This is a genomic window from Solirubrobacter soli DSM 22325, assembly GCF_000423665.1.
Taxonomy (GTDB): domain Bacteria; phylum Actinomycetota; class Thermoleophilia; order Solirubrobacterales; family Solirubrobacteraceae; genus Solirubrobacter; species Solirubrobacter soli.
In genome coordinates, this window is sequence record NZ_AUIK01000009.1 from 568,523 (window position 1) to 587,332 (window position 18,810).

19 protein-coding genes and 2 tRNA genes are annotated in these 18,810 nt (G+C 71.8%); 12 read left to right on the forward strand and 9 right to left on the reverse strand.

The annotated features are described in order from the left end of the window. Nucleotides 1-11 precede the first annotated feature (11 nt). Nucleotides 12-1,271: a serine/threonine-protein kinase gene (locus G569_RS47020; protein WP_064750296.1), complete on the reverse strand. Its 1,260-nt coding sequence runs from the start codon at nucleotides 1,269-1,271 to the stop codon at nucleotides 12-14. 13 nt (nucleotides 1,272-1,284) lie between these two features. On the opposite strand from G569_RS47020, the gene G569_RS47025 reads away from it, so the two are divergent. The 4 genes from G569_RS47025 to G569_RS0109845 all read left to right on the forward strand — a co-directional run bounded on the left by G569_RS47025 (nucleotide 1,285) and on the right by G569_RS0109845 (nucleotide 7,237). Beyond that, nucleotides 1,285-2,253, forward strand: a complete 969-nt coding sequence (locus tag G569_RS47025) for an HD-GYP domain-containing protein (protein ID WP_211232937.1) — start codon at nucleotides 1,285-1,287, stop codon at nucleotides 2,251-2,253. 47 nt (nucleotides 2,254-2,300) lie between these two features. Continuing rightward, nucleotides 2,301-6,098 (forward strand): OmpL47-type beta-barrel domain-containing protein, encoded by a 3,798-nt coding sequence (locus G569_RS0109830; RefSeq protein ID WP_028063292.1) that lies wholly within the window; start codon nucleotides 2,301-2,303, stop codon nucleotides 6,096-6,098. A 69-nt stretch (nucleotides 6,099-6,167) separates the two neighbouring features. Further along, the gene (locus G569_RS0109835; RefSeq protein WP_028063293.1) at nucleotides 6,168-6,608 is read left to right on the forward strand and encodes a putative universal stress family protein; all 441 of its coding nucleotides are present in this window, start codon (nucleotides 6,168-6,170) and stop codon (nucleotides 6,606-6,608) included. 185 nt (nucleotides 6,609-6,793) lie between these two features. Beyond that, a complete protein-coding gene (locus tag G569_RS0109845) occupies nucleotides 6,794-7,237 on the forward strand; it encodes a universal stress protein (protein WP_028063294.1) in 444 nt (147 codons plus the stop codon). Nucleotides 7,238-7,286: 49 nt separating this feature from the next. Here G569_RS0109845 and G569_RS57620 read toward each other — a convergent pair whose 3' ends face one another. Continuing rightward, entirely contained in the window at nucleotides 7,287-8,864 is a 1,578-nt protein-coding gene (locus tag G569_RS57620; protein ID WP_053226112.1) for a S8 family serine peptidase, read from the reverse strand. 112 nt (nucleotides 8,865-8,976) lie between these two features. Here G569_RS57620 and tadA point away from each other — a divergent pair, with 112 nt between their 5' ends. Further along, the gene (gene tadA, locus G569_RS0109855) at nucleotides 8,977-9,447 is read left to right on the forward strand and encodes a tRNA adenosine(34) deaminase TadA (RefSeq protein ID WP_306764999.1); all 471 of its coding nucleotides are present in this window, start codon (nucleotides 8,977-8,979) and stop codon (nucleotides 9,445-9,447) included. 27 nt (nucleotides 9,448-9,474) lie between these two features. After that, a tRNA-Ser gene (locus tag G569_RS0109860) sits at nucleotides 9,475-9,564 on the forward strand. A 20-nt stretch (nucleotides 9,565-9,584) separates the two neighbouring features. Here the strand turns inward: G569_RS0109860 and G569_RS62380 are convergent. Further along, nucleotides 9,585-9,758 carry a hypothetical protein gene (locus G569_RS62380; RefSeq protein ID WP_157591925.1) on the reverse strand — a complete coding sequence of 58 codons (174 nt, stop codon included), beginning with the start codon at nucleotides 9,756-9,758 and terminating at the stop codon, nucleotides 9,585-9,587. A gap of 170 nt (nucleotides 9,759-9,928) precedes the next feature. Here G569_RS62380 and G569_RS62385 point away from each other — a divergent pair, with 170 nt between their 5' ends. Beyond that, nucleotides 9,929-10,096 carry a hypothetical protein gene (locus G569_RS62385; RefSeq protein ID WP_157591926.1) on the forward strand — a complete coding sequence of 56 codons (168 nt, stop codon included), beginning with the start codon at nucleotides 9,929-9,931 and terminating at the stop codon, nucleotides 10,094-10,096. Between the two features lie 71 nt (nucleotides 10,097-10,167). On the opposite strand, the gene G569_RS0109875 is transcribed toward G569_RS62385, so the two are convergent. The 3 genes from G569_RS0109875 to G569_RS47035 form a co-directional block, all read right to left on the reverse strand. Further along, on the reverse strand, nucleotides 10,168-10,965 hold the full coding sequence (locus tag G569_RS0109875; RefSeq protein ID WP_028063296.1) for an AMP-binding protein: 798 nt from the start codon (nucleotides 10,963-10,965) through the stop codon (nucleotides 10,168-10,170). Between the two features lie 108 nt (nucleotides 10,966-11,073). Next, nucleotides 11,074-11,226, reverse strand: coding sequence for a hypothetical protein (locus G569_RS62390; RefSeq protein WP_157591927.1), 153 nt, complete (start codon nucleotides 11,224-11,226; stop codon nucleotides 11,074-11,076). After that, on the reverse strand, nucleotides 11,223-12,821 hold the full coding sequence (locus G569_RS47035; RefSeq protein ID WP_053226113.1) for an AMP-binding protein: 1,599 nt from the start codon (nucleotides 12,819-12,821) through the stop codon (nucleotides 11,223-11,225). The genes G569_RS62390 and G569_RS47035 overlap by 4 nt, the downstream gene beginning before the upstream one ends. 145 nt (nucleotides 12,822-12,966) lie before the next feature. Here G569_RS47035 and G569_RS47040 point away from each other — a divergent pair, with 145 nt between their 5' ends. Both G569_RS47040 and G569_RS0109895 read left to right on the forward strand, forming a co-directional pair. Next, on the forward strand, nucleotides 12,967-13,566 hold the full coding sequence (locus G569_RS47040) for a TetR/AcrR family transcriptional regulator C-terminal domain-containing protein (protein ID WP_169542107.1): 600 nt from the start codon (nucleotides 12,967-12,969) through the stop codon (nucleotides 13,564-13,566). Continuing rightward, on the forward strand, nucleotides 13,566-14,162 hold the full coding sequence (locus G569_RS0109895) for a response regulator transcription factor (protein ID WP_028063297.1): 597 nt from the start codon (nucleotides 13,566-13,568) through the stop codon (nucleotides 14,160-14,162). The genes G569_RS47040 and G569_RS0109895 overlap by 1 nt, the downstream gene beginning before the upstream one ends. On the opposite strand, the gene G569_RS0109900 is transcribed toward G569_RS0109895, so the two are convergent. The 3 genes from G569_RS0109900 to G569_RS57625 form a co-directional block, all read right to left on the reverse strand. Then, the gene (locus G569_RS0109900; protein ID WP_028063298.1) at nucleotides 14,159-14,746 is read right to left on the reverse strand and encodes a transglycosylase SLT domain-containing protein; all 588 of its coding nucleotides are present in this window, start codon (nucleotides 14,744-14,746) and stop codon (nucleotides 14,159-14,161) included. The genes G569_RS0109895 and G569_RS0109900 overlap by 4 nt on opposite strands. Nucleotides 14,747-15,000: 254 nt before the next feature. Beyond that, nucleotides 15,001-15,831, reverse strand: coding sequence for an arginase family protein (locus G569_RS0109905; protein ID WP_028063299.1), 831 nt, complete (start codon nucleotides 15,829-15,831; stop codon nucleotides 15,001-15,003). A gap of 64 nt (nucleotides 15,832-15,895) precedes the next feature. Then, the gene (locus G569_RS57625; protein WP_053226114.1) at nucleotides 15,896-16,363 is read right to left on the reverse strand and encodes a universal stress protein; all 468 of its coding nucleotides are present in this window, start codon (nucleotides 16,361-16,363) and stop codon (nucleotides 15,896-15,898) included. A gap of 35 nt (nucleotides 16,364-16,398) precedes the next feature. Here G569_RS57625 and G569_RS0109915 point away from each other — a divergent pair, with 35 nt between their 5' ends. The 3 genes from G569_RS0109915 to G569_RS47050 all read left to right on the forward strand — a co-directional run bounded on the left by G569_RS0109915 (nucleotide 16,399) and on the right by G569_RS47050 (nucleotide 18,787). Next, nucleotides 16,399-17,601, forward strand: a complete 1,203-nt coding sequence (locus tag G569_RS0109915; protein WP_053226115.1) for an aminopeptidase — start codon at nucleotides 16,399-16,401, stop codon at nucleotides 17,599-17,601. Nucleotides 17,602-17,629: 28 nt separating this feature from the next. Further along, a tRNA-Ser gene (locus G569_RS0109920) sits at nucleotides 17,630-17,719 on the forward strand. A gap of 408 nt (nucleotides 17,720-18,127) precedes the next feature. Continuing rightward, complete coding sequence (locus tag G569_RS47050; RefSeq protein WP_169542108.1) at nucleotides 18,128-18,787, forward strand: integrase core domain-containing protein; 660 nt, start codon at nucleotides 18,128-18,130, stop codon at nucleotides 18,785-18,787. The last annotated feature ends 23 nt before the right edge of the window (nucleotides 18,788-18,810 follow it).

Sequence of the window (18,810 nt, forward strand, 5' to 3'; positions counted from 1 at the left end):
GCCGGGCTCCGTCACGCGCCGACGGCGTCGGCGCCCAGCAGCTTGCGCAGCTTGACCTGCAGCTGCAGCGGGGAGAACGGGGTCGCGAGGCGCTCGTCGGCGCCCGCCGCGCGCGGGTCGCGGCTCGCGCTCTCGTCGATGACCAGCAGCACCTTCGAGTCGCGCGTCAGCGGATCGGCGCGCAGCGCGCCGACGATCTCCGCGGTGCCGAGGATCACGAGGTCCGGCCGCGCGTCGCGGGCGGCGTCCAACGCACCCGCGCTGCCCGCCTCGCGCACGTCCACCCGCCCGCCCAGCGCCACGTGGGCGATCGCCCGCGTCGACGCGTCCACACCTGCCAGCAGCACCCGCGAGCGACGCGCGTCGCGCACCTCGGACGGCACCGGGGCGGCCGTGCTCGAGCGCCGCGGCGGGATCGTCTCCGACAGCGGCCCCGCGGACTCGACGACCGCACGCGCCGCGGCCATCAGCTCGGCGCAGGTCTGGAAGCGCCGCTCCGGGTTCTTGTCCAGCGCCCGCGCGATCACGTCGTCGAAGCCGTCGGCGAGGTCCGGCTGCGCGCGCGACGGGCGCGGCGGCGGCTCGGACAGGTGGGCGTAGATGACCGCCACGTCGGTGTCGCGCTGATAGGGCATGCGGCCGGTCAGACAGTGGTAGAGCACGCAGCCGAGCGAGTAGATGTCGCTGCGCGCGGTCACCTCACGGCCTTCGATCTGCTCGGGCGCGACGTAGTGGATCGTGCCGACGACGTCGCCCGTCAGCGTCACCTGGGTCCCGCCGAGGCGCTTCGTCAGCCCGAAGTCGGTCAGGTACGCGTTGCGCCCCTCGATCAGGACGTTGGCGGGCTTGACGTCGCGGTGGATGAGGCCCTTCGCGTGCGCGGCGTCCAGCGCGTCACCCACCTGACGGCAGACGTCGATCGCGCGGTAGGGCTTCAGACGGCCGTCGGTGGCGAGCATCCGTGCGAGGTCCGCGCCCTCGATGTACTGCATCGCCAGGTACAGCGTCCCGTCGACCTCGCCCGCGTCGTAGACGGTGACGATGTTCGGGTGCGCGAGCGCGGCGGCCACGCGCGCCTCGCGCGAGAAGCGCTCGCGGAAGCCCGAGGACTCGGCCAGGTCCGGCTGGATGACCTTCAACGCCGCTTGGCGCTCGAGGCTCAGATGGTGGGCGCGGTAGACCACGCCCATCCCCCCGCGACCGATGCGCGAGTCGATCCGGTACCCGGCGATGACGGAGCCGATCCGCCGGTCGTCGCTCGCGTCCGCCATGATGCGGACCAGTATGGACGACGCCGACGCGCTCGCGGGCCTGAGACTGCTCGTTGCCGGCGGGGACCTCGCCGCCGTCCAGGTGGCGCAGGCCCGCCTGGCCGCGCTGGGAGCCGACGCGACCGCGCTCGCGGGGGACGTCGAGGCGCTCGCCCGCGCCGCGACCGCCGCGCCACCCGCCGCGATCATCGCGGTCGACGCCACCGAGCGGCAATTGCGCGACCGCCTGGACCCGTTCGACCTCAAGCAGGGCCCGCCGGTGATCGGCCTGCGGGCGATCTCCGCGGCCGACGAGGAGCTTGGCGCGGTCGCGGCGGGACGGTTGCGCGCGGTGATCGGCCAGCGTGGCCTGCGCGCCCGCCAGGCGGAGCTCGAGGCCGCCCTCGCCGCGCAGGCCCTCACCCGCCGGCGCGACGCCGCGGCCGCCCAGGAGGAGCTCCTGCAACGGCTCTTGCGCGCGGCCGGCTACCGCGACGACAACACCCACGAGCACACGCAGCGCGTCGCCGACCTCGCCGCCCGCCTCGCCCGCGAACTCTCGCTCCCGGACCGCCAGGTCGCGCTCGTCCATCGCGCCGCCCCGCTGCACGACATCGGCAAGATCGCGATCCCGGACTCGATCCTCCTCAAGCCTGGACGTTTGACCGAGGAGGAGTTCGAGGTCGTCAAAACGCACGCCGTGCTCGGTGCGCGGGTGCTGCAGGGAGGCGACTCGGACGTCATCCAGACGGCGGAGGCGATCGCCCGCCACCACCACGAACGCTGGGACGGCCGCGGCTACCCGGGCGGCCTGGCGGGCGACGCGATCCCGCTTCCGGCGCGGCTCGTGCACCTCGCCGACGTCTTCGACATCCTCGTCCACGAGCGCCCGTACAAGGAGTCCTGGACGGTCGAGGCCGCGGTCGCGGAGATCGAGCGCGGAGCCGGCACCGACTTCGATCCGGCCGTCGTACGCGCGTTCCTCCGATCGATCGACACGTAGACGCCTAGACGCTCCAGCTTCTGAGAGGTCTGCCGATTACGGGGGGCGTGAGCCCTCGGATTCGCATATTCCTCCTGACCCTGCTGACCGCGCTGGTCATCGCTCCCGCCCAGGCATCGGCGGCCACCAGCGCGTGCGGCAACGACCTCGGACCCTACGCCCCCGCCTCGCAGGACCAGACCGTCGTCTCCAACTCGAACTGGCAGGTCGGCACCCCCGCGGGCTCGGTCGACATCCCGCTCGTCGGCAACAACGTCGACGCGTTCGAGTACAAGGTCAACTGCGGCACCTCGACCGTCGTCAACGGCTCGTCCGGCACGGCGACGGTGACCGCCCAGGGCATCATCCGCTTCACGCACCGCGCTCGCGACTCGGTCACGTCCACGTGGACCGACTGGGTCGACGAGTTCGTGCGCATCGACTCCGTCGACCCGGTCAACACGACCCCGGTGATCAGCTCCAACTGGCGCCGCGGCCCCGCGATCTTCCCGGTCACCGCGACCGACGCGACCTCCCCGTCGCACGCCGAGTGGCGCGTCGACGGCGGGTCGTGGAACTCCACCGGCACCGCGACGATCGTCGGCACCGGCCCGCACACGGTCGACACCGCGGCCGTCGACTCCGCGGGCAACCGCAAGGAGATCACCTACACGGTCAACATCGACGACGTCGCCCCGACCGACACGACCGACACGGCGCCCGTCGGCTGGCAGCCGAACGCGGTCGACCTCACCGTCGACGGCACCGACACGGACTCCGGCATCGACCACGTCGAGTGGCAGATCGACTCCAACCCGCCCGGCTCCGGCCCCGACGGCACGATCGTCTCGATCAACACGCAGGGCCAGCACACCTTCCGCACCCGCGTCGTGGACGAGGTCGGCAACGTCTCCCTCTGGCGCTCGCAGGCCGTGTGGGTGAACATCGCCGGCCCGATCGACGAGACCGCCGTGCCGACGACGTGGTACACGACCCCGACCGTCAACGTCGACATCACCGGCACCGACAACCTCAACCGCGATCTCGCCCGCATCCAGTGGAAGATCGACGGCCAGCCCGGCGGTGACGTCACCAACCCCGTCAACAGCACGGTCCCGGTGACGATCTCCGGCGACGGGACGCACCACCTCGAGGTGCGCATGACCGACGTCGACAACCGCGTCCTGGACTGGCACACGCACCTGGTCAAGATCGACACGGTCACCCCGATCGACCTGACCACGATCGCGGCCGGCTGGCTCCCGCTCTCGTCGCTGAACGTCAACGTGCGCGGCACCGACACCTACTCCGACATCCAGCGGGTGGAGTGGCGCATCGACGGCGGCAACGTCGGCTCGGCGACCTCCGATCAGCACGACGTGACGGTCTCCGGCGACGGCGTCCACACGCTCGAGACCCGCGTGATCGACAACGCCGGCCTGGCCAGCGCCTGGGTCCCGCGCACGATCAAGCTCGACGCGACCGCGCCGACCAACCTCACCCCGGTCGCGCCCACCGGCTGGCGCAACACGCCCTACTCCGTCGTCCTCGACGGCGCGGACGCGCTGTCCGGCGTCGCCAGCGTCGGCTGGAAGATCCAGCTGCAGGGCATGGCCGAGAGCGGCGAGAGCGTCGGCTCCGCCGGCCATGAGACCGCGACGATCAATCAGGACGGCACGCACATCCTCAGCACCCGCGTGCGCGACATCGGCGGCACCACGTCCGCCTGGCGCACCGAGGTCATCCAGATCGACCGTGTGCTGCCGACCGACAACACGAGCTATCCGAGCTCGACGGTCTCCAACCGCCACGTCATCAACTTCAACCCGGCGGACGACCGCTCCGGCGTCGCCGCGATCGAGTGGAAGCTCGACGGCGGCACGGTCAAGACCAACCCGGCCGTGACCATCTCGGGCGAGGGCGACCACCAGCTCGAGGTCCGCGTCCGCGACAACGCCGGCAACTACAGCGCCTGGGCGACGCACACGATCACGGTCGTGCTCCCGCCCGACTCGACGCCGCCGGACGACAACACGAACATCCCGACGCAGTGGCGCACGGCCGCCTACAACGTCACCGTCGCCGCGTCGGATGACATCGACGGCGTCGGCGTGGACTACGTCGAGTGGCGCCTGGACGACGACGCGATCCAGAACGGCCCGGCCGGCTCCCAGTTCCTCGTGACCGCCGACGGCGTCCACACCGTCGACACGCGGGTGTGGGACAAGGCCGGCAACCACACCGACTGGAAGACGCAGACGCTGTCGATCGACAAGACGCGTCCGACGGACTCGAGTTCGATCGCCACCGGCTGGCAGAACTCGCGCACGATAACGTTCTCGGCCGCCGACGCGACCTCGGGCGTTGATCGCATCACCTACGACATCTCCGGGCCTTCGCCGGTCACGGGCACGATCGTCGGCGCCACCGGCGGGGTCACCCTCGCCACCGACGGCGCCTACACGATCAGCTACAGCATCTACGACGTCGCCGGCCAGCGCCTGAACCGCTCGGTGATCTATAAGGCCGACACGGTGAACCCGGTGAACACGAGCGCCGCGGCGCCGGCCACCTGGCAGACGCCGTCGCTCTCGCTCCCGCTCACGGGCACCGACGCCTCGTCCGGGTTCGACCACGGCGAGTGGCGCGTCAACGGCGGTCCCACGCAAAGCGGCTCGACCGCGCTCGTCACCTCCGAGGGCACGCAGAGCTTCGAGACCCGCGTCGTCGACAAGGCGGGCAACGCCTCGCCGTGGCGGCCGGAGACCATCAAGGTCGACCACACCGCTCCGACGAACACGACCGGCCTCCCGACCTCGCCGTGGCGCAACTCCGACTACGTGCGGACGATCACCGGCGTCGATGCCGCCTCCGGCGTGCAGCGGGTCGAGTACTCGCTCGACGGCGGGGCGACGCAGACCAACGGCAACGTGACGATCACGGACGAAGGCGTGCACACGCTCGCGTCGCGGATCGTCGACAACGCCGGCAACATCTCTCCCTGGCGGACGGACACGATCGGGATCGACCGCACGGTCCCGGCACTGTCGGCCGACTGCGGGACGACCTCCTGGCGCAACACGCAGCCGACGTGCTCGGTCGCCGCGACCGGCGGGCTCTCGGGCCTGGCAGGCGTGACGGCGGATGGCAACTCGGTCGTCGACGGCGCCTACGGCGTGCCCGGCCAGGGCGCGCAGACGATCCACTTCCGTGCCGTGGACGGCGCGGGCAACGAGTCGGTCGCGACGGCCGAGGTCAAGGTCGACACGACCGCCCCGTCCCCCGCGGTCAACTGCGTGGCGGACAGCGCCTCGGGCTGGACCTGCACCGCCACCGCGAGCGACGCCGTCTCCGGCGTGTCCGGCATGGCCTACTCGGTCGACGGTGCGGCTCCGGTCGCGCTCAACAGCGGCGACTCCTTCACGGTCGCCAAGGGCTCTTTGACGGTCTACGCGTCCGATGTGGCCGGCAACGGTGCGGCCTCGAAGGCCGTCACGCTCGCCGACCGCTCGACCCCGGCGCCCGCGCCGACCCCGCGCGTCCGCAGCGAGGCCGTCCTGCTGCGCAAGGGCGGTGCCGCCGCCGCGCGCCTGGTCGGCCAGCTCTCGATCGCGTCGCTGCCGGCCTCGACCACGGTCGACCTGCGCCCGCTCGCGATCGGCAAGGGCTCCTTCCAGTTCGTCTTCAAGATCACCACCGGCAGCAAGACCAAGACGGTCACCAAGACCCAGGCGGTCAAGTCGGGCTATTCGACGCGGATCAGCATCAAGCTGCCCGCCTCGGCCAAGCTCTCGGTGTCGCTCTCGGTCAAGCGCAAGCAGGGCAAGCGCTACGTCGAGTACGCGACGGGCTCGGCCAAGCTCTGACATTTCATGGTTGACGTCCCCGGCTCGCTTGCAACAATTGCCGCAAGCGAGTTAGGGAGCGTGTCCCATATGTCTGACCCGGCCAGGGTTCTCGTCGTCGCCAACAAGACCGCCGCGACACCGGCGCTGATCGAGGCGGTCCGCGAGCGGGCGTCCCGCGGCCCGGCGTCCTTCACGCTGCTGATCCCGAACCCGGCTCACGGCCTGCACGCGTTCGTCGATCCGGAGGATCAGGAGCGCAACGAGGCCGAGCAGACGCTGGAGCTGGCGCTGCCGCTGCTCGAGCGCGCCGCCGGTGCGCCGGTCGAGGGGATGATCGGCGTGCCCGAGCCGCTCGCCGCGATCCAGGACGCGATCAACATCCACGGCTTCGACGAGCTGATCATCTCGACGCTGCCGCAGCGGGTGTCGAAGTGGCTCAAGCTCGACCTGCCGTCGAAGGCCGCGGGGTTGGGGCTGCCGGTCACGACCGTGATCGCGTCCAGCCGTGAGAAGGCGGGGGTGGCGTAACCCCGTAAAGCGGGGGGTCCGGGGGGCGGCAGCCCCCCGGTCAAATACCCTGAGAGGCGGATGACCCGCCTCTGGATCGCTATGCAGGTGATCATCGTGGTCTGCGTGATCGCGAGCCTGATCATCGCCGCCATCAAGCTCTGAACCTGCGCGTCGCGGCACGGCCGCGACCTATGATCGCGCTCATGTTCCGATCCATCGTCGTGGGTACCGACGGCTCGGACACGGCCAAGAAGGCCGTCGACGAGGCGATCGACCTCGCCAAGGCGGTCGGCGCCGCCCTGTGCGTCGTCTCGGCCTACGAGCCCGTGTCCAAGGCCCGCCTGCGCGACGAGGCGCGCCAGACCCCCGCGGACCTGCAGTGGATGGTCAACCCGCGCGAGGAGGTCGACGCGACGTTGTCCGACGCCGCCGACCTGGTCCGCGCCGCCGGCGTGGAGGTCGAGACCTTCGCCCGCGAGGGCTCACCCGCCGACGCGATCCTCGACGTCGCCGAGGAACGCGACGCCGACCTGATCATCGTCGGCAACAAGGGCATGACCGGCGCCCGCCGCTTCCTCCTGGGCTCGGTGCCGAACAAGGTGTCGCATCACGCTCCGTGTTCGGTCCTGATCATCAGGACGACGTAGCGCCGCCCTTAAGGTCGGATGATCGGGGTGGGGCGGAGGGGATGTCCCCTTATGTGACGGGGATTGCGGGATCGGTCGCCGCGGCGGCGTTGAGCAGGCCCGCGCCGTAGTGCGGGTCCTTGCCGGGCGGGCCGAGGTCGCGCGCGGTCGTCTCCAGGCGGCGCTCGATCGCGTCGGGTGAGGGGTCCGGGCCGAGGATGCCGGAGGCGACCACGAGCGCCGCGGTCGCCGAGACGTGCGGCGCGGCCATCGACGTGCCGATGAAGCCCCGCGGCAGCCCGAACTGGCGGAAGCCGTTGGTGTGGCGGAAGGTCATCTGGAAGATGTCCATGCCGGCGGGCTCGCTCGGGCGGCAGTTCGGGTCGTCCGCCAGCGCGTTGTCGACCCCGCCGCCCGGGGCCACGATGTCCAGGTCCGTGCCCTCGTTGGAGTAGTCGGCCTGGCAGGCGTGCTGCGTGGTCGCGCCGACCGACAGCACGTCGTTCGAGCGCGCGGGGTACGCGACCGCGGCCGCCGCGGCGTTGCCGGACGCGCCGACCACGAGCACCCCCTTCTCCTTGGCGTGCCGGATCGCGTCGAGGATGTTCGGGATCTGCGAGCGCGTGATGTCCGTCGGGAACTCGAACGAGAGGTTGATCACCTTCGCCCCGTGGTCCGCCGCGAAGCGGATGCCCTGCGCGATGCGCCCGGAGTCGCCCTCGCCGTCGCGGTCGAGCACCTTCACCGGCATCAGCTTGGCGCCGTAGGCGAGCCCGGTCAGCCCGATCGCGTTGCCCGTCCCCTCGGCGATCGTCCCCGCGACGTGCGTCCCGTGGCCGTTGTCGTCGTTCGGGTAGGGGTCGTCGCCGACGAAGTCGTAGCCCTTGACGAACCGGTACGGCGAGAAGTCGGGGGAGCGGCGGAACCGGCCGCGGTTGGAGTACGCGATCCCGGTGTCCACCACCGCGACGGTCACGCCCGCGCCGCCGGGGCGCCCGACGTTCATCAGGTGCTGCCACGCGTCGGGCGCGTCGACGCCGGTCTCCGGCAGGAAGTTCCACTGCAGCTGCGCCCAGCCCGCGGGCACGTTGGCGTTGCCCGGGTCCGGCGGCACCCAGCCGGAGATGTGCGCGACGTAGTTCGCGGTGGCGCTGAGGACGCCGCTGCGTTTGCGCAGCTCGCGAGCGTACTGCGCGACCGACCGCCCCTTCGGGACCTTCAGCACGCGGGTCTGCGGCACCGCGCCGGCGCTCGCCGCGTGCGCCGACGCATAGCGGACCACGACCTCCCGGGGCCGATACCGCTCGGTGGGCTCGGCGGGCGTGACGAACCCGCCCGCGGCGTTCGCGAGCGCGCCGGCCGCGCTCGCGCCGCTCGCCGCGCTGGTGGCGCCGGCCGCGCCGGTGGCGCCGGCCGCGCCGGTGGCGCCGGCCGCGCTGGCGGCGCCGGCCGCGCTCGCGCCGCCGGCCGCGCTGGTGGCGCCCGCCGCGCCGCTCGTCGCGCCCGCGCCGCTCGTCCCGGCCGCGCTCGCGCCGCTCGTCCCCGCCGCGCCCCGCGCGGCGTCTCCCGCCATCGCCACGGGCGCCATCGCGGCGCCGAGCGCGGCAGCGCACAGGAAGGCGGAGAGCAGGGAGGAGCGCGAAGGCATTGCGGGCGTCGGGGCGGCGGGGCGGTGGGTTGGTCGGTCGGCTGGCCCGCTGGCTCCTACAACATGATCGGCAGTCGGAAGTTCCGGAACAACCCCCGTTTGTGGATTCTTCGTGTCAACTTCGCCACTAAATGAGCACGAGCCGCGGATGCGGCTCGCGATTGCCGAGGCCAAGCAAGCGCTCGACCATGATGACGTCCCCGTCGGAGCGGTCATCCTCGGGCCGTCCGGCGAGATCGTCGGACGCGGCCACAACGAGCGCGAGCTCCTCCAGGACCCCAGCGCCCACGCGGAGATGCTGGCGATCCGTCAGGCCGCCGAGGCGATCGGCTCCTGGCGCCTGCTCGACACCACCCTCTACGTCACGCTCGAGCCGTGCGCGATGTGCGCGGGGGCGATCGTCCTCGCCCGCATCCCGACCGTCGTCTACGGCACGGCCGACCCCAAGGCGGGCGCCGCGGGAAGCGTCCTCGACATCCTCGCCGAACCCCGCCTCAACCACCGCCCCACGGTCATCGGCGGCGTGCTCCAGCCCGAGTGCGCGGCGCTTCTCCTCGACTTCTTCGCCGCACGACGCCGCTGACTCGCTACCCTCCCGGTTCGCACGCCCGGAGGGGTGCGAGAGTGGTTGAATCGGGCGGTCTCGAAAACCGTTGTGTGGGTAACCCCTGCACCGAGGGTTCGAATCCCTCCCCCTCCGCTTCAGAGCCGCGATCCCGCTCAAGCCGCGGGGTCGCGGCTTCTTTCGTCCGCGCACACGGGGCAGAGATGGAGGTCGGCCTCCTCGTCGTACTGCCAATGCGACTCCACGCGGCCGCGGGTCACCGGCCACAACCGCCGGCACTCGTCGCAGCGGACGATCAGTGCCTCGCCCTCGGCCAGCAGCGTCGTCATGGCCGGAACCTACCGGCCACCGTCGGCGGTCCTACAAGCAGGGTTGCAATTCACCCGGGTGAAATCTCCGATACCGGAATAGGCGCGGCTCGCGGGCGTCTCAGACAGCGCAGGAGGGCACTGAGGCCCGCACCTGCGGCACTCCACCATCACCCACCAAAGGAGCACGGATGCGCACGCGCATTCTCGCCGTCAGCGCCGGCCTCATGGTCGCCGGGGCCCTCCTCGCGCCCGCCGCGAACGCCGGGATCACGAAGACCAAGACGGAGCCGCCGAGCTGCCACAGCACGATCGGCAACTACGTCAACGACGACCCGCTCTGCGAGCAGACGGACTAGCCCGCGACAGCGAGGGGGGTGGGCGACGAGAGGGTCCGCTGTGGACCTCCGTGTCGCCCACCCCCGGCCTTTCAGGCGACGCGCACGGCCGGCGACCAGGCGAGGCTGACGACGTCGTCGGCGTCCATCACGCACACCTCGCCGGTGTGCAGCCAGCCGTCGGGGTCGACGACGGCGGCGCGCTCGTTCCAGTGGCCGAGCATCACGTGGTAGCCGCGCGTCCACTGCTCGCCCACCACGCCGCGCGGCACGGTGTCGCCGTACGCGTCGACGATCTTGACCTCGACCCACGGCGGAACCCGCCCGAGCACCGCGACACCAGGATCGTCGAGCGAGCGCAGCACCGACGCGGTGCGGTTCACCAGGGCGCGGTGCGTGTACGTCGCGCCGCGCACGATCAGCGCCGGGTCGTCGGGATGGAAGTGGAACTCGCGGGTCAGCGCCTCGACCGGGGAGACGCCCGGGCCGGCGGCCAGGAAGCGCTCCCAGCCGCGGTCGAGCGAGACCATCTCGCGGCAGCGGCCGATCGGCCCGCCGGCATGGAAGAGCACCGTCACGCCCGCCTTCGCCAGGTCGTCGCCACGATGCGCCGACACGACGATCGCGCCGACGCGCACCGCGGCGAACCGCGCGACCAACGCCTCGTAGCGGTCCGACACGCTCACGCCGACGCGGTCGCCGACGTACACGCCGCTCGCGATCAACGCGCGGGCGGCGTGGTCGACGTCGCGCCACAGCTCCGCGTACGTCACGCCGCCCGGGACCGCCCGGCAGTCGGGGAAGAGCGCCGTGGTCGCGCGCAGGCGGGCGCCGATCGTCTCGGCGAGCAGCGGGACGTCGGTGCCGCCGCGGACGTAGGACAGGTGCATGCGCCAACCATCCCGGTCCGCGGAGGCCGTCGCCGTAGGGAATTCCGCCGTCGTGTGGCGGTCAACCGCCAACCACCCTCCGGTGATCCGGAGGATTGCCGCCCCGGCCTAGCCCGCCCACACGACGATCATCGGCGTCGCGGCGACCGCGATCAGCTCGAGGACGGTCAGGGCCGCCTCGCGCAGCAGCCCAGCCGGGACGCACGAGGCGTGCGCCACCGGCTCGCCGTCGAGGCCCATACCGCACACCGCGCACGTCACGTCGCCGCCAGCTCACGCAGCCGGAACTTCTGGATCTTGCCGGTGACGGTCATCGGGAACTCGTCGACGATCCGCCAGTGGGCGGGGATCTTGAACGACGCGATCCGCCCGCGGCACGCGGCGATCAGCTCGTCCGCGCGCAGCGTGAAGCCGGCGCGCGGCTTCACCCACGCCATGACCTCCTCGCCGTAGCGCTCGCTCGGGACGCCGATCACATGCGCGTCGGCGATGCCCGGGAGGCCGTGCAGGAACTCCTCGATCTCGCGGGGGTAGATGTTCTCGCCGCCGCGGATGATCATGTCCTTGATGCGGCCGACGATGCTCAGGTAGCCGTCGGCGTCCATGACCGCGAGGTCGCCCGTGTGCATCCAGCCGTCCTCGTCGATGGCGGCGCGGCTGGCGAGCCGGTCGTTCCAGTAGCCGAGCATCACGCCGTACCCGCGCGTGCACTGCTCGCCGGGAACGCCGCGCGGCACGGTGTCGCCCGTCTCCGGGTCGACGACCTTGACCTCGACGTGCGGGTGGGGCCGGCCGACGGTCTCGACGCGCTTGGCGACCGGATCGTCGGGCGTGGTCTGGGTCGAGAGCGGTGCGGTCTCGGTCATCCCGCACACGATCGCGACCTCGCTCATGTGCATGCGCGAGCGCACCGCCCGCATGACCTCGGCGGGGCACGGCGCGCCGCCCATCATCCCCGTGCGCAGCGAGGAGAGGTCGTAGCGGTCGAACTCCGGCTCGGCGAGCTCGGCGATGAACATCGTCGGGACGCCGTAGAGCGCCGTGCACCGCTCGGCCTCGACGCACGCCAGGACCGCGGCGGCGTCGAACGACTCACCCGGGACGACGGTGCACGCCCCGTGCACGACGCCGGCCAGGCTGCCGAGCACCATCCCGAAGCAGTGGTAGAAGGGCACCGGCACGCAGATCCGCTCGCGCTCGCTGTAGCCCGCCGTCAAGCCGGCGAAGTAGGCGTTGTTGAGGATGTTGCGGTGCGAGAGCGTCGCGCCCTTCGGCGCGCCGGTCGTCCCCGAGGTGTACTGGATGTTGATCGGGTCGTCCGGGTGCAGCGAGAACTCGCGCGCCACGAGCTCGACGGCGTTGACGCGGTCGCCTTCGGCCAGGAAGGGCTCCCAGTCGTCCTCGAGGACGACCGTGTCGCGGAGCGCCCGGCAGTCGGGGCGGATCTCGTCCACCATGGCGACATAGTCGGTGTCGCGGAAGCCGGCGGAATGGATCAGCAGGGTGACCCCGGCCTGGTTGATCGCGTGGAGCAGCTCGGCGGCCTTGTACGCGGGGTTGATCGTCACGAGGATCGCGCCGACGCGGGCCGTCGCGAACTGGATGACGACCCACTCGTAGCGGTTCGGCGACCAGAGCCCGACGCGGTCGCCGACGTGCACGCCGTTCGCCACGAGCGCTCGCGCGGCGCGGTCGACGTCGAGCCAGAGCTCCGCGTAGGTCGCGCGGTAGTCCTGGTGGCGGACGACGAGCGCCTCACGGTCCGGGAACATGGCGACGGTCCGGCGCAAGCGGGCGCCGATCGTCTCGTGGAGCAGCGGGATGTCGGTACCGCCGCGAGCGTGGGACAGGAGCATGAGGCCACCATCCCCCGACGCTCCGGGGCGCGCCATGGAGGATTCCGCCGCCCTGTGGCGGTCGACCGCCAACCACGGTAGGGAGAGCCCGTGGAATACGACCGCGCCCTTGACACCCTTGTTTGTCCAACAGACAATGTTCGCCGTGTCGACCCGTCCGCACCCACGAGCGACCCGCGCGGCCGGGCAGCAGACCCGCCGCGCGCTGCTCGACGCGGCCGCGGAGCTCTTCACGCGACGCGGGCTCGCGGGTGTCTCGCAGACCGACATCGCACAGGCCGCGGGCACGTTTCCGAGCCAGGTGACGTACTACTTCGGCTCCAAGGAGGCGCTGTTCGTCGAGGCTGCGTGTCGCGGAGTCCTGCACGCCGCAACGGAGGTCGAGCGGGCGGGGAGTCGCACCCGCACGCCGCGCGGTTACGTGCGCGCGATGGTCGACACCGCGCTCCGGTCCCCGGCGCTGCCGACCTTCGTCGAGGCCGCGCTGCTCGTCCGCCGCCGCGAGGACCTGGCGCCGCGGGTGCGCGAGACGTTCGCGCGGCTGCACGCCGAGGGCGAGCGCGCGGTCGTGGAGAACCTCGTCCAGCGCGGGTGGGAGATAAGGGCGCACCCCGCCGAGGAGGCGCGCGGGTTCTGGGCCGCGATCCTCGGCGTCGCCATCGAGAGCGCGTCCGCGGGGGGCACGCCGGACCCCGCCAGCGCCGACGCCGCGGTCCAACTCGTCCTCAACCTCTACGCCGAGTGATGCGGGTCGTCGTCGGCGAACCGTCGTTGCTCGTGCGCGCCGGCCTCGCGCGGCTCGTGGAGGACGCGGGCATGGACGTCGTCGGCGAGGCGGGCGACCCTCTCACGCTGCTGCGCAAGGTCCGCGGCCATCGACCCGACGTCGCCGTCGCCGACGCCGGGATGGCCGGCATGATCCGCGGGCAGCTCGAAGGCGTGCGCCTCCTGCTGCTCGCCGATCACGCGGACGCGTCGCACCTCACCGGGCTCGCGGGCGCGGGCTATCTGCTCAAGTCGCGGATCGCGGAACCCGAGCGGCTCACCCACGCGATCCGCGAGGTGGCCCGCGGCGGCTCGGTGCTCGACCCCGAGGTCGTCGGGAACATGCTCACCCGCCGGCGCGGCGACCCGATCGCGTCGCTTACGGGCCGCGAGCGCGACGTCCTGGAGCGGATGGCGGCCGGCGAGAGCAACCGCGGCATCGCCGGCGGCCTGTTCCTTTCCGAGCGCGCGGTCGAGCGCCACATCACCGCGATCTTCACGAAGCTCGGCGTCCGTTCCAACGAGGGCGCCCACCGCCGCGTGCTCGCGGTCCTGGCCTACCTGCGGGCGGTCTAACAGCCTGCGCCGCTCCACTCCCCGAACCCGTCGTGGCTGAACTTCCACGCGGCCGCGCGGGCCTGCCACTTCGCGGAGTAGATCGACTTCGCGCCGACGCCCATCCTCGCGAGCGTGCTCGAGAAGGTCGAGGGCATGAACTGGAAGAGCCCGGTTGCACCCGAGCCGTTGCGCGCGTACACGCTCAAGCCTGACTCGGACCGCGCGCAGGCGACGTTGTGGGCGAAGCTGCCGCCGTAGACGCGGGTCGCGTCGCGGATGCAGTTGACGACCTTCGACTGCGTGCAGTGGTACAGGGCGCGCCAGCGCTTGAGCCGGCGTTCGGTGCGATGCGTGGCGCGGAGCGCCTTGCCGCCCTGCACCTGGCAGTGGCGCATCTTCGCGAGCCGGTGCTTCGCATCGCGTGAGATGGTCGCCCGCTGGAACACGCGCTTGGCGTAGTCGCGGTGCGCGGCGACGGTGAAGGTGTGCGCGCAGTCGGCGGGAGCGGCGGCCGGCGGTGCGGCGGCGGAGGCGCTCGCGCTGCAGGCGAGCGTGATCGTGGCGCAGGCAGCGGCAACGCTGCCGAGACGGCGGAACTGCATAGAAACGGACCGCACGAAGTGCTGTCTCTGCTCGGGGGCGTGTTCCAGCTGGCCCGGGCGGGAGCCTGCCGCTGAACGCCGGCCACAACGGGGCACGGCGGTGGTCGCGCTGGATGCTGTGCCCGTCGGGGGCGCACGGCAACGCAGCACTGGCGGCCTTCAGGTGATCCTGTCTGTCCTCCAGAGGTCGTAGTCGAACGGACCGCGCGGGGCGGTCACTGCGTTCATACGTATCGACTGAGTGTCAAGAATCCTTAAGCGAGACCTTCGACGAGGCAGTCGGTCAGCGCTCGCGCTTGCGAGCCGTCGCTGTCCAGGTCGGGATCGAAGACCGTGATCTGGACCCCCACCGCGCCCGCCGCGACCTCCCGCAGCAGCGAGGAGAGCTCGTCGAACGTCAGCCCATCCGGGGCGGGGGAGTCGACCGCGGGGAGCAGCGCGCTGTCGATCACGTCGGCGTCGACGTGCAGCCAGTACGGCACGTCAGGCACAACAGGACCTAACGCGCGCAGCTCGCGCAACCCGCGCACGGTGATGCCGGTCGCCGCCACCGCTTCCAGCTCGCCCGGGTCCTCCTCGCGGTCGCCGAGGTGGACCGCGTCGGCGTCGAGCACGTACGGGCCGAGCCCGCCGATGTCCGACAGCTCGGGCTCGAGCCGTCCCGTCACCCCCGCGAGATCCTCGCCCGCGACCGCGCCGATCCCGCCGGACCAGCCCGGATGGCGGAAGTCGAGGTGACCGTCGACGTGCAGCAGGCCGAACCTCCCCCGCCGGCGCAGGGCGAGCGTCGCGCCGAGCAGGATCGAGCAGTCGCCGCCGAGCACCAGGGGGCGTGCGCCGTCGTCCAGGAGCGAGCCGATCCGGTCGGCGAGCGTCTCCGTGTAGCCCGCGAGCGCCGCGCGGTTGACCGGCACCGAGACGTAGGCGGGTGCGTCGACGCGGCCGCCGTCCACCGCATCCAGCCGCTTGACGAGGCCGCACGCCCGCAGCGCGTCGGCGAGCCGGCGCACGCCCGGCTCGAAGCCCGGCGCGGGCGGGCGCAGCCCCAGGTTGCACGGCGCATCCAGGACCGTCCATCGGTTCACGGCGCCACACCCGGGATGCCCGAGATCGATCGGCTGGACCCGTGCAGGCGGTGGCCGGGCTCCGTCACGCCGCGAGGTCCGGGCCGTCGTCGCCGGACGGGCGATGAATGACGATGACCGGCACGTCGGACTCGTGCATCACGTGGTTGGAGACCGAGCCGAGCACGGCCGCGCTCACCCGCCCACGCCCGCGCGAGCCCATGACGATGACGTCGTGGTCGCCCTCACGGGCCGCGCGCAGGATCTCGCGCGCCGGGTCTCCGTCGAGCAGCCGCGTCGTCACCGAGAGGTCGTCCGGCACCCCATCGGCGGCGGCGCGCAGGCGCAGGTCGAACTCCTTCTGCTGGGCGTCGTGGATGCCTTTGGTCCCGCCCGGCGCCTGCCAGGACAGCAGCGGCGGCGGTGGGACGACCGTCACGAGCGCGAGACGCGCACGCGAGACCTGCGCGATCGCCACCGCGTGGGCGAGCGCGAGGTCGGCGTCGAGTGAGCCGTCGTAGGCGGCGAGGACGTGGCGATAGCGCGGTGGCACGGCTGCATCCTCGCACCAGCTACGCTCGCCGTGCCATGGACGATGTCACCCTCGCACGCTTCGCTGAGCTCGCCGTCGACTTCGGCGCCAACGTCCAGCCGGGACAGGTCGTCTCGCTGAGCGGGGCGCCGGGCAAGGAGCGGCTCGTGCGGGCGATCGCCGAGCGCGCGTACGTCAAGGGGGCGAAGTTCGTCGACCTCGCCTGGTTCGACCCCTGGATCAAGCGGGCGCGGATCGAGCACGCGCCGGACGACTCGATCGAGTACGTCCCGCCGTGGTACGGCGACCGGATCCTGACGATCGGCCGCGAGCGCGGCTCCGCGATCACGCTCTCCGGCCCCGTCGCCCCCGGTCTGATGGACGACCTGGACCCGGTCCGCGCCGGCCGCGACCGCCTGCCCGCGATCCGCGAGACCGGCGAGGTCGTCAGCCGCCGCGAGATCAACTGGACGATCCTGCCGGGCCCGACCGAGGCGTGGGCGGAGCTCGTCCACCCCGACCTCGAGCCCGACGCCGCCCTCGCCAAGCTCGAGGAGCAGCTCCTGCACGTCCTGCGGCTGGACGAGGAGGACCCGGTGGCCGCGTGGCGCTCGCGCGCCGACCGCCTCGTCGAGGTGGCCGGCAAGCTCACCGACCGCCGCTTCGACGCGCTCCACTACAGCGGTCCGGGCACGGACTTCACCGTCGGCCTGTTCCAGGGCGCGATGTGGCAGGCGGCGCGCTTCTCGACCGCCGACGGCATCCCGCACATGCCGAACCTCCCCACCGAGGAGGTCTTCACGTCGCCCGACCCCACCCGCGTGGACGGTGTGGTCAGCGCTTCCAAGCCGCTCGTGCTGATCGACGGCACGGTCGTCCGCGACCTCGTCGTCAAGTTCGAGCACGGCCGCGTCGTCGAGCTCGACGCGAGCACCGCTCAGGAGACGATGCGCACGATCATCACGCGCGATGACGGCGCCGCGCGGCTCGGCGAGGTCGCGCTGGTGGACCGCGAGGGCCGGATCGGCGCGCTCGACACCGTGTTCTACGACACGCTGCTGGACGAGAACGCGGCCTCGCACATCGCGCTCGGCCGCGCCTTCCCGTTCCTGGCCGCCGACGAGGAGACGGCCTCGCGCATGAACGAGTCCGACATCCACATCGACTTCATGATCGGCCGCCCCGACCTGACCGTCACCGGCATCACCACCGAGGGCGAGCGAGTGCCCGTTCTGGTGGATGGGGCATGGCAAATCTGAAACCGCGCTAGCCTGTCGCGCGTTCGTTGGAGAGGTGCCGGAGCGGCTGAACGGGCACGACTGGAAATCGTGTGACGGGGGTCAACCTCGTCCGAGGGTTCGAATCCCTCCCTCTCCGTAGGGCCTAGTTGTCCTGCCCGCGGTCTTGCTGGACAGTGATCAATTGATCTAGGGGAGAGTTGTCCGGTCCCTGCCGGACGCTGAGAGGTGCGAGCCAGCTCAGCGAGTGGAAAGGGACCGGACAGTGCAAGACCGTAGATGCAGGTTCGGACTGGCGGCGCGGATCGAGATGGTCCGTCGTCGCGAGGCCGGGGAGTCGTTGCGTTCGATCGCGCGGTCGATGGCGTGTTCGCCGACGACGGTGAAGGTGCAGGCTGATCGGTGGGCGCAGGCCGACGAGGCCGGGCGGGCGGACTTCAGCTGTCTGGCGCCGCGGCGTCCGGTGCCTGCGTCGTGTCCGTGGCAGCTGAGCGGTGAGGAGCAAGCGCTGATCGTGCGAGCGCGGGAGCGCACCAATTGGGGCCCGATGCGGCTGGCGGCGTTGACGGGTCGGCACCGCTCAACGATCTGGAAGGTGCTCTGGCGCCACGGCGTGTCGCGTCGCCGGCGCGGCCGGCGGCAGACTTTTCGGCGCTTTGAGTGGAGCCAGCCCGGCGCGCTGTTGCACATCGATGCCTACAGCGCCCCGAAATTCCTGACGCCCGGGCATCGCGTGACCGGCGATCGTGACAAGCACGACCGGGCGCGCAACCTCGGCAAGACCGTCGTGATCGCCGTCCAAGACGATCACACGCGCCTGGTCTATGCCGAGTTGCACAGCGCCGAGAACGGCGCGAACGTCTCGATCGTGCTGCGCCGCGCCGCGCGCTGGTTTCTCGAGCAGGGCTGCGGCCCCGTGGAGGCGGTCATGAGCGACAACGCCAAGTGCTACTCGCGCAGCCACGCCTTTGGCGACACGCTCAGCGAGCTCGGCGCCCGTCACATCCTCATCCCGCCCTACACGCCGCGCTGGAACGGGAAGATCGAGCGCTTCTTCGGCACCCTCGAAGACGAATGGGCCCACGGCCGCCTCTGGCCCGACAGCGCCACCCGCGACCGCGCCCTGAGCTCATTCATCCGATACTTCAACCGCTACCGACCTCACAGCGCCGCAGGCGGCCGAGCACCCATCACCCGCGTCCACTAACTCCGCGGGCAGGACACCTAGTC